This is a genomic window from Dactylosporangium sp. NPDC051485 (genome assembly GCF_040682015.1).
Lineage (GTDB): Bacteria > Actinomycetota > Actinomycetes > Mycobacteriales > Micromonosporaceae > Dactylosporangium.
The window spans coordinates 1-12,406 of the sequence record NZ_JBFAZW010000032.1 but is presented as its reverse complement, the minus strand read 5'-3'; the positions used below and the strand labels follow the sequence as shown (position 1 = coordinate 12,406).

13 protein-coding genes and 1 pseudogene are annotated in these 12,406 nt (G+C 71.9%); 12 read left to right on the top strand and 2 right to left on the bottom strand.

The features are described 5' to 3' along the window. The first annotated feature begins 397 nt into the window (after positions 1-397). The 9 genes from AB0M46_RS19805 to AB0M46_RS19765 all read left to right on the top strand — a co-directional run bounded on the left by AB0M46_RS19805 (position 398) and on the right by AB0M46_RS19765 (position 8,241). On the top strand, positions 398-658 hold the full coding sequence (locus AB0M46_RS19805; RefSeq protein ID WP_363337886.1) for a hypothetical protein: 261 nt from the start codon (positions 398-400) through the stop codon (positions 656-658). A gap of 326 nt (positions 659-984) precedes the next feature. Then, on the top strand, positions 985-1,854 hold the full coding sequence (locus AB0M46_RS19800) for a helix-turn-helix transcriptional regulator (RefSeq protein ID WP_363337885.1): 870 nt from the start codon (positions 985-987) through the stop codon (positions 1,852-1,854). Beyond that, positions 1,854-2,249: a helix-turn-helix domain-containing protein gene (locus AB0M46_RS19795; RefSeq protein WP_363337883.1), complete on the top strand. Its 396-nt coding sequence runs from the start codon at positions 1,854-1,856 to the stop codon at positions 2,247-2,249. Before AB0M46_RS19800 ends, AB0M46_RS19795 begins: the two co-directional genes overlap by 1 nt. A gap of 62 nt (positions 2,250-2,311) precedes the next feature. Beyond that, positions 2,312-2,743, top strand: a complete 432-nt coding sequence (locus AB0M46_RS19790) for a helix-turn-helix transcriptional regulator (protein ID WP_363337882.1) — start codon at positions 2,312-2,314, stop codon at positions 2,741-2,743. A gap of 121 nt (positions 2,744-2,864) precedes the next feature. Next, the gene (locus AB0M46_RS19785; RefSeq protein ID WP_363337881.1) at positions 2,865-3,596 is read left to right on the top strand and encodes a hypothetical protein; all 732 of its coding nucleotides are present in this window, start codon (positions 2,865-2,867) and stop codon (positions 3,594-3,596) included. A gap of 258 nt (positions 3,597-3,854) precedes the next feature. Further along, on the top strand, positions 3,855-4,667 hold the full coding sequence (locus AB0M46_RS19780; protein ID WP_363337879.1) for a phytanoyl-CoA dioxygenase family protein: 813 nt from the start codon (positions 3,855-3,857) through the stop codon (positions 4,665-4,667). 55 nt (positions 4,668-4,722) lie between these two features. After that, a complete protein-coding gene (locus AB0M46_RS19775) occupies positions 4,723-5,523 on the top strand; it encodes a methyltransferase domain-containing protein (protein WP_363337878.1) in 801 nt (266 codons plus the stop codon). Beyond that, positions 5,520-6,821, top strand: coding sequence for a UDP-glucose/GDP-mannose dehydrogenase family protein (locus tag AB0M46_RS19770; protein WP_363337876.1), 1,302 nt, complete (start codon positions 5,520-5,522; stop codon positions 6,819-6,821). The genes AB0M46_RS19775 and AB0M46_RS19770 overlap by 4 nt, the downstream gene beginning before the upstream one ends. Before the next feature lie 103 nt (positions 6,822-6,924). Further along, the gene (locus tag AB0M46_RS19765) at positions 6,925-8,241 is read left to right on the top strand and encodes a UDP-glucose/GDP-mannose dehydrogenase family protein (protein WP_363337874.1); all 1,317 of its coding nucleotides are present in this window, start codon (positions 6,925-6,927) and stop codon (positions 8,239-8,241) included. Between the two features lie 37 nt (positions 8,242-8,278). Here the strand turns inward: AB0M46_RS19765 and AB0M46_RS19760 are convergent, their stop codons facing one another. After that, positions 8,279-8,998 (bottom strand): hypothetical protein, encoded by a 720-nt coding sequence (locus tag AB0M46_RS19760; RefSeq protein ID WP_363337872.1) that lies wholly within the window; start codon positions 8,996-8,998, stop codon positions 8,279-8,281. Between the two features lie 284 nt (positions 8,999-9,282). Between AB0M46_RS19760 and AB0M46_RS19755 the strand changes: the two genes are divergently transcribed. Together AB0M46_RS19755 and AB0M46_RS19750 are read left to right on the top strand one after the other, a co-directional pair. Continuing rightward, positions 9,283-9,642 (top strand): hypothetical protein, encoded by a 360-nt coding sequence (locus AB0M46_RS19755; RefSeq protein ID WP_363337870.1) that lies wholly within the window; start codon positions 9,283-9,285, stop codon positions 9,640-9,642. A gap of 192 nt (positions 9,643-9,834) precedes the next feature. Further along, positions 9,835-10,320, top strand: a complete 486-nt coding sequence (locus tag AB0M46_RS19750; protein ID WP_363337868.1) for a hypothetical protein — start codon at positions 9,835-9,837, stop codon at positions 10,318-10,320. 41 nt (positions 10,321-10,361) lie between these two features. Here AB0M46_RS19750 and AB0M46_RS19745 read toward each other — a convergent pair whose 3' ends face one another. After that, positions 10,362-11,243: a hypothetical protein gene (locus tag AB0M46_RS19745; protein ID WP_363337866.1), complete on the bottom strand. Its 882-nt coding sequence runs from the start codon at positions 11,241-11,243 to the stop codon at positions 10,362-10,364. 761 nt (positions 11,244-12,004) lie between these two features. Between AB0M46_RS19745 and AB0M46_RS19740 the strand changes: the two are divergent. Then, positions 12,005-12,406: pseudogene (locus AB0M46_RS19740) on the top strand (hypothetical protein); the annotation flags it as partial.

Here is a 12,406-nt window from a genome sequence, read left to right as displayed (position 1 = left end):
GCTTCGGAACGGCCTTTGACCCCCCGCTGCTTCGTGACGTACGGGCCGTGGCTGCGGGTGAACAGGCTGGGTGCGCCGCCTTGTGGGCGGGCGGCGCTGTTGAGGCGGTGCACCCAGCTGCCTGAAGATCGAGAGGGAGCGATGAGCACCTATCGGGGCGTGGGTTCGATCGAACTCGCACAGGCGGAGCTTGACCGTCATGTGGTGTCGTGCGCGGACGGGGTGTGCCTGGCGTGTGGTGTGCCGGGGCCGTGTGAGGCGCACGAACGGGCGGCGCGGTTGTTCCGTTCGTCGTTGCGGTTGCCTCGGCGGAAGCCTGGGGCGTCGCGGCCGGAGCTGGTCGGCGCGCGGCAAGTCGGTACGGCCGGTCTGCTGCGGGCGAGCTGAGGCGGTCGCGATGGCGCGGCGGCGGGTTGAGTCGACGGTTCGGCCGGGTGACGTGGTGTACGTCGGGCCGGCTGCCAGTCCGCAGTTTTCCGCAGGTCGCGGGTTCTGTTTCCGGGTGATCCGGACGCACGACTGGACCACCACGTGGGAGGGCTGGGCGTGGCTGGACGGCTACCAACTCAACGCGGCCGGTGATGCGGTCGAGCGTCGGTCGATCTATGTCGACCTGATGGGGCTGCCTCCGGCGGTGCTGCCGCCGAAGCGGCGGTGAACGGGTGTGGTGTCGGCGCGCCGCTGCGGAGCGCGCCGACACCACACCAGGGGCGGGAACGTGACCGATGGACATGAGAGGCGTTCAGGACTGTGAACCGATCAACGACGGCGCCGGGGCTGGCCGCGTCGTCTGCTGCGGCGAGCGTGCCGGTACGGCTGTGCCGGTGCGGGACGCGGCTTGCCCGGGACCGGACTGGCCCGCTGTGTGGCCGGTGTGAGGCGGCGCAGTGGCAGCGGTGCGCCGCGCCGCCGCAGGTGCCGCCAGAGTTCTGGTCGCATCCACCCCTAGCCGAAGCACTACAGGCGCGGCACATGGGGCGGGCGATGCGGGCCTTCCGCCAGCACCCATGGCATGGGGTGCCGTTGCCGCAATCGGTGCTGGGCGAATGGCTCCAGGTCACGCAGGCGCAGATCAGCCGGATCGAGAACGGCGGCACGGAACGGCGTCTGGACTGGTTGATGTTCGTCGCCCGGCGACTGCACATCCCGGCCGACTTGCTGTGGTTCGAGCTGATCGGCGAGAAGCCGGACCCGGCCGCTGACCCGACCAACTCGGAACCCGGCCCGCTCGCTCCGGCGACCTCCGCCGCGCTGGTGGGCGAGGAGCCGCCGGTGGTGTGGGACGACGTGATCGAAGCGCGCCGGGCGGCGGGCCGGGCGCTGGCTGCCTGGCGGGGCCGGGCGAAGTTGACGCAGCACGAGTTGGCCGCGCGGGCGCGGTGGGCGCGCGGGACGGTGGCGAACGTGGAGTGCGGTCAGCACGCGCGTCGAGCGTTCTGGCAGGCGTGCGACGAGACGACCGGCGCGGGCGGGGCACTGTTGGCCGCTGCCGACGCGGCGCGGGACATCGCGGACCGCTACGAGGAGCAGGAACAGCAGCACACCGGCATCCTCGGCGATCGCTCAGCCGCTGCGCCGGCCGATGGCGGGCACGCCAGCGATGCGGCAGAGAGCCCGGATGCCGGTCCGGACGTCGGCGCCGCGCAGGGCCGTGACGGCTGGCCGGCGGTACAGGTGGTGGTGTCGGCGGGCGCCACGGTGACGATCGAGGTCGGCGGCGACACGGGCGCCGGTGGGCGGCCGTTGCGGCTGGTGGTGGCGGCTGGTCCCGCGGTCCCGGAGACGGCGGCGGGCACTGAGTCGGCGGCGGATGCGCGGGTGTACTCGCTGGCGGAACGTCGGGGGCGGCGCTGATGCCGACCGACGCACGCGATCCCATCCACCTGCCGGCGGAGTTCTGGGACCGCGACGACGTGTGCGCCGCGCTCGCAGCCCGCGACATGGGGACGCTGTTCCGGCTGGTGCGCCAGTACAGCGGCGCCAGTCAGACCCGGATCGGCATCGTGGCGGGCATGGCGCAGAGTTACGTCAGCGACATCGTTCGCGGTCGCACGCAAGTCATGGCGCACGACGTGTTCGTCCGCATCGCAGGTGGCCTGCACATGCCGGATGCGGCACGGGCACGCCTCGGGCTCGCCCCGATCCCTGGTCGTGGCTCCGGTGCAGGTGGGCTGTCGCTGACCACGGCTGGTGACTCGTGGGCGGGCGATCGGCTCGGGTCGTGGCGCTCCGCTCCGGGGTGGTCGTAGTGCCGCCGCGACCGGCTCCGTTGAGCCCGCACGCGTCGCCCCGGCACTTTCTCGGGGCGGAGTTGCGTTCCTGGCGCGAGCGGCGGGGGCTGTCGCTGGCGGAGTTGGCAGGTCGGGTCTTCATCGGCGCGGATCTGCTCCGCAAGGTGGAGCGGGCGCAGCGCACGGCGACAGCGGAGCTGATCAGCGCGTGTGATGCTGCGCTGGATGCGGGCGGCGTGTTGGTGCGGTTGCTGGCCTACGCCGAACACCTGGCTGCCGGACCGGACGTCGCGCTGTCGACGTCTCCGCTGCCGGTTCCTCGGCTCGGCCCGGTGCCGGAACCGCCGGTGCCCGAACTTCGGCCGGTGTCGGTGCGGCTGACGATCGCCGCCGAGATTGACGGCGTGCCGGTCGTCGGCGGCGCGGCGGACGGCGGGGGCGGGGCGGACGGCGGGGGCGGGGCGCGAGTCTACTCCTTGGCGGGGCGGCGGCGACGTCGTGATGAGCGGTGAGCACGGTGGGCGAGCGTCGCGGCGATGCTGCGCGGCGACTGGCCGCGCAGGCTGGGACGGCCAGCCTCGTCCTGGCGCTGAGGCTGCCGCGCCGATCGGACGGCCGGGCGGGGGCGGTCGCATGCTGAGGCTGACCGACACGCAGGTGCACCTGTTGTTGGCGATGAGCGAGCCGCACAACGTGCACGTGAAGCAGAACTACGCGTGGATCGCGCGGCGTCCATACCCGGTGGCCGACTTGTACGCGTTGCGCGCGGCAAGGCTGGTCCAGGGTGTGAAGGCGATCCAGGGGGCGCGCGGCCTTCGGCGTTTGGAACTGACCGAGCGGGGCGCGGCTGAAGCGCTGCGGCTCACCGCTGAACGCGCCGCCCGGTCGGCAGACGCCGCCGCGACGACGCCGCTGGAGGTCACCTCAGCGGTTGGTGCTGATGTGGCGGCAGCGGACGACGGTGCTGACGCTGTGCGTGACGATGGCTCGCCCGCCACTACCCCAAACGACCTGTTGCGGCTCGCTCGGCTGGCGACGTCGTCCCAATCGCGTCCGGGTCAGCCGATGTCGCGGCAGGAACTGGCCGACGCGGTGAACGCGGCAGTACAGGCAAGCACCGGCCGCGCGTCCACGTTGGACAGGAACGCCATATGGAAGCTGGAGGCTGGCCGCCATCGATGGCCGGCGGCAGCGACTCGGGCCGGGTTCCGGGCGGTCCTCGGCGCCGAGCGAGACACCGACCTCGGTTTCTACATCATCCGCGGCACGCAGGCTTCCGCCTCCTGCGGCGAGCCGCTCACCTCGGCCGCTGGTGCTGCCCCTACGGCGATGAGCCGCGACTGCGAACGGAGTGAGGCGACATGACACCTGCGACGAACCTGCGCGGCATCGGCGTTGCGGGGCGGCGGTGATGACGGTGGCGCTGCCGGCGGCGTGGATGTGGTCGAACGCGAGCGCCGCCGTGATCGGCGGGGAGCTGCTGTGTTTGCCGGTCGTCGGAGCGGTGGGCTCGTTCAGCGTGCACAGACCGGAGGGAGCGTCTTAAGGAGCTGGGGCGCAGGCGGACGGTTGGGCGTCCAGCGCGTCATCGCACGAGTGAAAGCGACGTGACAGGAGGACAAGGTGGGACCAGACGGGTTCGGTGATCTTCTGGCTGCTCGGGCCGCGTACACGCGGGCCGGCTGGTATGCGCTGCCGCAGCCGTTGCCGGAAGCGGTCGTGGATCGGTTGTGCGGCAGCGTGACGCACATCAGCGGGCAGGATCGGCCGGAGGTGGTGTTCGAGGACGGTAGCCGGGTGGTGCGGGCGCTGCACGGCTGTCACCGGTTCGACGCGGCGTGCGCGGCGTTGACGCGGCTGCCGCCGTTCGTGGCGCTGGCCGAGACCCTCGTCGGTGAGCCGGTGTACGTGTACCAGTTCAAGGTGAACCTGAAGCAGCCGTTCGAGGGTCGGGCGTGGCCGTGGCACCAGGACTTCGCGTTCTGGCTGCGCGAGGACGGCATGCCGACGCCGAACGCAGTCAACATCGCGGTGTTCCTCGACGACGTCCACACCGGCAACGGCCCGCTGACGGTGATCCCGGGCAGTCACCGCCTAGGTCTGCTCGACATCGACACTGCGCCACGGTCGGCGGGCGGGCGGGACTGGCGGCGGCACGTGTCGGCGGACCTGGAGTACATGGTCGCTGAGGAGCGGGTGGCGGTGCTCGCTGAAGATCTGGGCCGATATGTCGCGGTCGGTGGGCGCGGGACGTGTTTCGCGTTCCACCCGAGCATCGTGCACGCCTCGTCGAACAACGAGTCCGCGGACCGGCGCGCCATGCTGCTGATCACCTACAACGCGGTCGGCAACGCGCCACCGTCGCCCAGCCGCCCACCGTTCCTGGTCGACCGGGACACGACGCCGCTCACGGCGGATGGCGGCTTCTCGTGGTGAGCCAGTGCTCGCGGCTGCGTCGTGACCAGTCGCCCGTCATGGCTTGGAGGTGCTGATGTCGTACGTGAATCCGGCGGCCTTGTTCGCCGGTACCGAAGCGCAGTATCTGCGGTTCCGCGCCGCCCACCCGGACGTGTTCCTGGACCTGATCGCCGCGCAGCGTCCGGCGGGGACGGTGCTGGATCTGGGCTGCGGGCCGGGCAGCATCGCGCTGCCCCTCGCGGATCGGGGTCGTGACGTGATCGCGGTTGATGTCAACCCGAGGATGATCGAGGCGGCCCGCGCGGCTGCCGCCCGCCGGATGACGCGGGGCAAGGTGCGGTGGCAGGTCGGCGATGCGCACGAGCTGAGCGGCGTCGGCCCGGTGGCGGGCGTGACGATCGGGGACGCGTTCCACTGGTTCGACCGGGCGCGGGTGCTGGCTGACCTGGATCGGCTTGTCGTGCCTGGCGGGTTCGTCGCGTTGGTGATGTCGTTCGCGGCCAGCACCGCGAAGCCGTGGTGGTACACCGTGGCCGATCAGGTGCTGCGCCGCCACCTAGGCGCGGTTCGCCATGCCGGGCCGGAGGCGATGTACGACCCGCCGCAGGGCGGCGACCACGAAACCATCCTGCGGGCCTCGCCGTTCAACCAGCTCACCGTCATGCGCACCGATCAGCTGTTGCGGCTGGATCTGGCGCAGGTGCTGGGCAACCAGTACACGCAGGCGTACTCCTCGCCGCCGCTGTTCGGCGAGCACTTCGACGACTTCGACCAGGACCTACGCGCCGCGCTGTGCGCGGCCGAGCCGTCCGGCGTCTTCGTCGCCACCGTACAACCAGCTCTGATCATCGCTCGACGTGGGGAGGACACGTGAAGATCACCATCATCGGGTGCGGCCGGCTCGGCGTCCCGTACGCGGCTGGCATGGCCAGCCTCGGCCATCACGTCCTGGGTCTGGACACCGACCCGGACACGATCGCGGCCCTGCGAGCCGGGAAAGCGCCGTTCGCGGAGCCGGGCCTGCCAGAGGCGATCACCGACGGTGCGGACTCGGGCCGGTTGACGTTCACCGACTCCTACGCCGACGCCGCCGACCACGCCGACGTGCATTTCCTGGCCGTGCCCACCCCGCAGGCGGCCGACAGCGACCACCACGACCTGAGCATCCTGTTCGCCGCCGCCGAGTCCCTCGCCCGGCACCTGCACCGGGACAGCCTGGTCGTGGTCAAGTCGTCGGTGCCCGCGGGCACCAGCGCCCGCGTCGCCGCCCGGATGGCCGAGATCGCCGGACCGGGCGTCACGATCGAGGTCGCCGCCTCGCCGGACTTCATGCGGGAAGGCTGCTCGATCGCCGACGTGCGCCGCCCGACCCGGATCGTGCTGGGTGTGCAGGCCGGCGGCTCGGCGGAGACGACGCTGCGGGAGCTGTGGGCGCCGTGCCTGGCGGCCGGGGTGCCGCTCGTGGTCACCGACTGGCCGACCGCGGAGCTGTGCAAGCTGGCCGCGAACGGGTTCCTGGCCACCCGCATCTCCTACGTCAACGCCCTCGCCGCGTTCTGCGGCGCGGCCGGCGCCAACATCGCCGACCTCGCCGCCGCAGTCGGGCACGACCCGCGCATCGGCGCCGACTACCTCACCCCCGGCCTCGGCTTCGGCGGCTCATGCCTGAGCAAAGATCTGCGCGGCTTCGTCGCCCTGGCCCAGTCCCTCGGCGTCGGCGACTCGTTCCGGCTCCTCACCGCGGTCGACGAGATCAACCAGCAGCGCCGCCAGCGCGCCGTGACCGCAACGCTGGACGCGCTCGTCGCCGCCGCCGGTCAGCCGGTCACCGTGTGGGGCGCGGCGTTCAAACCCGGCATCGACGACGTGCGCGACTCCCCAGCCCTCGACGTCGCCAATCGCCTGCACCAGGCCGGCGCCACGGTGACCGTCTACGACCCGCAGGCCATGGACCTGGCCCGCGCCGAATGCCCGCACCTGACCTACGCCACCGACCCGGTGACCGCCGTGGAGCAGGCCCGGGTGCTGCTGCACCTCACCGGGTGGCCGCAGTTCGCCGAGATCGACCCGGCGGACCTGCGACCCGCGCCACAGCCGGTGCTCATCGACGCGCGAGGCGGCCTGAGCCGGACCCGCTGGACCGGCGCGGGCTGGACCGTCTACCCCCTCTGACCGCTGCACGACCCATCGCCGACGCGCCCGGAGGTGCACCAGGTATCCCACATCGCACCACGAACCGAGTCTGCATTCAGCACCCGACAGCGAGGACTTTCCGTTGCGTATCACTGTTATCGGCGCCGGTCACCTGGGCGCGACCCACGCGGCCGGCATGGCCGAGATCGGCCACGACGTCATCGGCGTGGACATCGACCCGGCCAAGGTCGACACCCTCAACGAGGGCCGGAGCTGGTTCCACGAACCGGAACTCGACGAACTGCTCACCCGCAACCTGCAGACCGGCCGGCTGCGGTTCACCACCGACTTCAAACACGCCGCTGCCCACGGCCAGGTCCACTTCCTCGCCGTGGGCACGCCCTCCGGCTCGGACGGCGCCTACGACCTCGACCAGCTCCACAGCGCGGTCAACCAACTCGCCCCCTACCTGGAACAGCAGTGCCTGATCGTCGGCAAGTCGACCGTCACCCCCGGCACCGCCGAAAGCCTGGAACGCCTCGCCCGCGCCATCGCCCCCGCCGGTGACGGCATCGACGTGGCGTGGAACCCCGAGTTTCTCCGTGAGGGGACCGCGGTCGCCGACACCCTCACCCCGGACCGGATCGTCATCGGCACCACCACGACCGATGCCGAACGGCTGCTGCGCGAGGTGTACGCGCCGATCGTGCGCAGCCACGGCTGCCCCCTCGTGGTCACCGACCGGATCACCGCCGAGATGGTCAAGGCCACCGCCAACGCCTACCTCGCCACCCGCATCTCCTTCGTCAACGCCGTCGCCGAGATGTGCACCGCTGCGGGCGCCAACGTCACCGACCTCGCCGCCGCGATCGGTCACGACGTCCGCATCGGCCCGCACTACCTCGCTCCGGGACTGGGGTTCGGCGGCGGCTGTCTGCCCAAGGATCTGCACGCCTTCACCCGCCAGGCCGACACCGGCGGCATCACCCCGGCCGCGACACTTTTCCGCGCGGTCGACGCAATCAACCAGCACATGCGCCGCCGCGCCGTCGAACTGGCCCGCGAGGCGGTCGGGGGCACGCTGACCGGACGGGCCATCGCTGTGTGGGGCGCGGCGTTCAAAGCCGGGATCGACGACGTCCGCGACTCCCCAGCCCTCGACGTCGCCGAACAGCTCCACCGCGCCGGAGCGCAGGTCACCGTCTACGACCCGCAGGCCCTCACCGAGGCATACCGGGCCGCACCACACCTGGCCTACGCGTCGTCAGCCGTCGCCGCCGCCAACCGGGCACACCTCATCGTCGTCGCGACCGGCTGGCCGGAGTTCGCCGCGATCGACCCCGAGGCGCTCAGCGCCACCGTCGCCACACCGGCGATCCTCGACGCCCGCGGCGTCATCGACGGTGCCCACTGGACCGCCGCCGGATGGACCGTTCACGGGCTCGGCAGCCGCCCGTAGCGGGACCCCGGCATCGGGTGAGGCTGGGCCGCCGGCCTCACCCGATGCCGGCGCCAGACCCGCCAACCTGCCGACCATGTCCGCCGGTGACCGTCACCGGCATCGCGACGCCACCGAACGGTGCCTGCGCCAACGCGGACCGAACCGGCTGCCGGCCGTTGAACCGGAACGTCACCAACTCCGCCCCGTCCAGCTCGACCACTCCGAGGTCCATCGAACGCCGCTGCGCGACCCACGCCACCAGGCCCGCCGGGTCCGGCACCCCGGCCGCGAAGTGCAACAGCGTCGCGTACCAGATGTCGCGCCGGTACGACCTCTCAAACCAGCCGTCCGCGCCGAGCTCCACGCCGAGCCGGTCCGCGAAGTCGTCCGCAGCCGCCCCGACCGGATAGGCGCACACCATCACCCCAGACGGCGTCAACGTCAGCCCATCCAGCTGCAACCGCACCACAGCGGACTGCGCTGCCGCCCGAGCAAGCGCGCCCGCGCAGCGGGCCACCAACGGATCGGTCCCGGACAATCCCGGCCGATGCACCTCGATCGCCCGGACCGTCAGATGCACGGCATCACGGACACCGGTCGGCCAATGCCCGGAACCGCTCACCGCTACCAGCTCGGCGGTCACCTCGGCCAGTCGATCAGCAACCGGCCCGTCCGGCACCAGCACGGCCGACATTCCCCACCGCCCACCCGGCACCGGGGGCACATCGACAAAGTGGGAGCCCCGCAGCACGGCATCCTGGCCCTGCTCGAACAACCGGTCAAACCTCACCCGGAGCTGCGAAACGCTCGACCGCCGTCCCGCGGAGACGTCACCCTGAGTCGCCATCCGGGCAGCCTACGCGGATCGATCACCGTCCGACGCCCGGACCCGCTCACCCGACGCCCGTTCGGGTGGGGCCGTACACGGTCGACACCCGCGCGCCCCAGCAGAGCCACACCAGGTCCATCACCGCCTCGGGCTGCCCGCCGCGCTCTACCGTCAACCCTGCGGCAACCGCTGGCCGCCGCCACCGAGATCGTCACCAGGAGACAACACCGATGCACCCCACGCCCGCTCAGCCATCCCGGTCCGCAGACACGTTCACCCAGCTCGCCGAACTGGTCGCTGCCCTCGATCGGCGGTTCCCGGCCCATAACGGCCCGTTCGAACGGGTCTCGCGCCTGGCCGAGGAGGCCGGGGAACTCGCCGCCGCCGTGAACCACGCCGAGGGGATGGGCGTCAAACACGATAAGCACGGACCGCCCGATCTGGCCAACCTGGTCAAGGAGGTGGAAGACGTAATGCGCGCTGCGGTCAGCATCGCGCACCATTACGGCGTGCTCGAACAGGTCCGCGCCTCGATCGGCCACCACCATGCGCAGTACCGCGCACACGGATTCACTCCGGAACCGGCGTGACCGGAACGGCGCACCGCCAGCAGCACGCGCCGGGCGGCCGGCACGGTGGCGTCGGCGCCGCCCGTCACCGCTGCTGCGTGATCGTGCCCCGATGCCCGCGCGCGTGGCTCGCGCAGGCCGGGGTATGGGTGTCAAGCTGTGAGGGTGACGCGCGGTGTTGCCGGACGGCCGGCATCCGGAGCGGGGCCGGCAGTGCCTGACCCCGACCGCTGGCATGCGATGGAGCAGCGGCGCCGCAAGCTGGCCGAACGCCTCGGCCGGGTCCTGGCCCACCCGAACCCGGACGACCGGCCCGGCACGCTGGGTGATGTCGTGGCCGGGGCGGCGGTCCGGGTCCGGTGGCCCTCGGCGATTGACGCGCATATCGCGTTTGACCAGGCGCCATCGCTGATCGGGATGGGCGCGCAGTACCAGCGGTTCGCCGGGCGGGGCGGCGTGGTGCTGGTGATCCACTGCATCGCGGACAGCATGGACGACTGGAGCTTGGTCGTGCCGTTCGAGCCGTTCACCGCGCCGGTGCTGGTCTGCCTGGACGACATGGACGGGCAGTGCCTGGCCGTGTACGACGACAGCCCCGAGGCCCGCGACGCGCTGTCCACGCTGCACGTGCGGCTCCTCAGAGCGTTCGGCGACCGGCAGGCCGCCATCGATGCGGGCACCCTGCCGCCGGACGCCTAAACCGGCACCGCCGGACTCGCCGAACGCCGAACGCCCGGCGTTCAACTACGTGCGTTGCGGGCCTGCTCGGCCAGGTCGGGGCGGCCCATCAACCGGGCGATCGTGCTGGCCGCGCGGCGGCGCTGTTTGGAGGCGCTGGGCTCGCTCAGCCCGTACGCCGCCGCGACGTCGCGCAGCCGCTCACCGTCGAGGTAGGTGCGGATGAGCAGCGCGGCCTGCACGTCGGTGATCCGCTGTCGTCCCGGCGCCGCGTTGACCTTCGTGATCAGCTCCTCCAGCAGTTCGCGGGGCGTGACCAGGGTGTTCAGGACGCTGTCGGCCAGGTCTCCGGCGGCGGCTGGGGCGTGACCGTTGACGGCGGTGTCCAGGTCGATCCACGTCCGCGGCCGGCGTTTGCGTCCGGACGCGTGGGTGTAGGCGGCGTCAACGAGGCGGTTGAACACGTACGCGCCGGACAGGTCCAGGCGGTGCAGGGCGAACAGGAACTCCCGGGCGATGGCCAGGTGCCGTTCCCGCTTGTCCGCGCCGCTGAGCGGGTCCCGCAGTTTGTTGGCCTGGCTGCGCAGCAACGGGTGCGCGGTGCCCAGCGCGTACAGGTTCCATTCGCCGCGCTCGGTGCGGGCCAGGCCGGCGAGGTGCCGCCACGCGGCGTCCTTGCGTTCCTGCGGCAGTTTGCCGCGCACCAGCGGCTCGCGGAAGTCGAGCATGACGAGGGGCGTCATCGGCCGGTGCGGGTAGAGCACGGTGGACGGGATGGTGACGGTCAACAGGGTGATCGCGGCGTGTTCGATCTGGCCGAGCATCGACAGGTCGGGCTTCGACGCGATCGGCTCGGTCGGGGTGTCGGGCAGGGTGGTGTTCCGCGCGGGCACGCCGGGGTTGGGCGTGTCCGGCGGTGACGACGGCGGGCGCGGGGTACGCACGGGCTCGTGTCCTCCCAACGGCACAGGTTGGCTGTTGCGGGACACGCCGGGACCGCCTTGCGGCGGATGGTGACACCGGTCCGCGTCGACCGGTGCGCGGGTCTCCCGGCGTGCTGCGGACACCGCCGGGACATCGAACAAGCGTACGGAACATGTGGGCGGGGAGCCACGCTATTGCGCGCGAACGGCCCCCCGCGCCCCCGCGCGCTCCGCTCCACCCAACCGCAGGCGGCCCGGACACCTCCCGGCGTCGAGCCGACCCTGACCACGAGCCTACGCGGCGCCGCCCAAGATCCTTTGCCCTGAGACGGCAACTCCAGTCCGGCCGCCTTCCCATGGAGTAGGTGAACACTCCGCCCTCCCGGGCGACCGGCGAGCGAGTCGGCCCTGTTCAAGATTTTCTGCGGCGAGACGGCAAGTTCTGTCGGGGCCGCTTCCCATGCAGGAGGTAGGCGCGAATCGGCGCCGTTCGCGGGGCTAGGCGTTCACTCGGAGGTATCGCCCGAAACCGGCTTTTGCCCCGAATCGGGCACACGCGCAGGCGCTCTGACCTGCGGTTCTCCAATTCGCAAGATCAATCTGTATTCCCTATGTAGGGGCGAAACGCGCCGGGTGCGGCGTCGCCCCCTCGGGCACAGCCGGCAGAGCTGCCGGTGTGCCCGCTCTCCGGGGGCCCCGGCACCGCCAAGCGCGGCGCGGGCTTCTCATCCGAATGCCGATCCCCGCCCGCTGTGGGCGGATCGGTGGTGTCAAGGAGGCACATGCACGTCATGGAGACGATCGCAGGAACGATCATCACCGATGGTCCGCCATTGTGGGCGGGCTCCCCCCTCGATTGGCCGGACAGTCTCGGCCAGTGGCTCACGAACGTGCCGACCCACCTGGCGGCGTGGTGGCACGCCGCCGGAGCGCTGTGGTTGCCGTGGGCGCCGCTGCTCGTCCTCGCCGTGGTCCTCGCCGTGTTCGGCGTGCGGCTGACGCTGCGGGCGTTGTGGCGGCGGGCGGCGGGCGGCGGGTACTGGGTGGCGATCACGCCGCCCCGGTCGGTCGACGCGGCTCGCTGGCCCCTGGTGTGGCGGCGCCTGGCCGGTCTCGCGCTGCGGGCGCGGGGCGGCCGGTGGTCCCTCGCGCGTCCGCCGCTCGCGTTCGAGGTGTACGCGGAC

Coding starts and splice junctions, on each gene's coding strand:
- AB0M46_RS19775 (WP_363337878.1), top strand. CDS start 4,723: ATGTCGTACGTGAATCCGGCGGCCTTGTTCGCCGGTACCGAAGCGCAG.
- AB0M46_RS19800 (WP_363337885.1), top strand. CDS start 985: ATGCGGGCCTTCCGCCAGCACCCATGGCATGGGGTGCCGTTGCCGCAA.
- AB0M46_RS19805 (WP_363337886.1), top strand. CDS start 398: ATGGCGCGGCGGCGGGTTGAGTCGACGGTTCGGCCGGGTGACGTGGTG.
- AB0M46_RS19795 (WP_363337883.1), top strand. CDS start 1,854: ATGCCGACCGACGCACGCGATCCCATCCACCTGCCGGCGGAGTTCTGG.
- AB0M46_RS19755 (WP_363337870.1), top strand. CDS start 9,283: ATGCACCCCACGCCCGCTCAGCCATCCCGGTCCGCAGACACGTTCACC.
- AB0M46_RS19785 (WP_363337881.1), top strand. CDS start 2,865: ATGCTGAGGCTGACCGACACGCAGGTGCACCTGTTGTTGGCGATGAGC.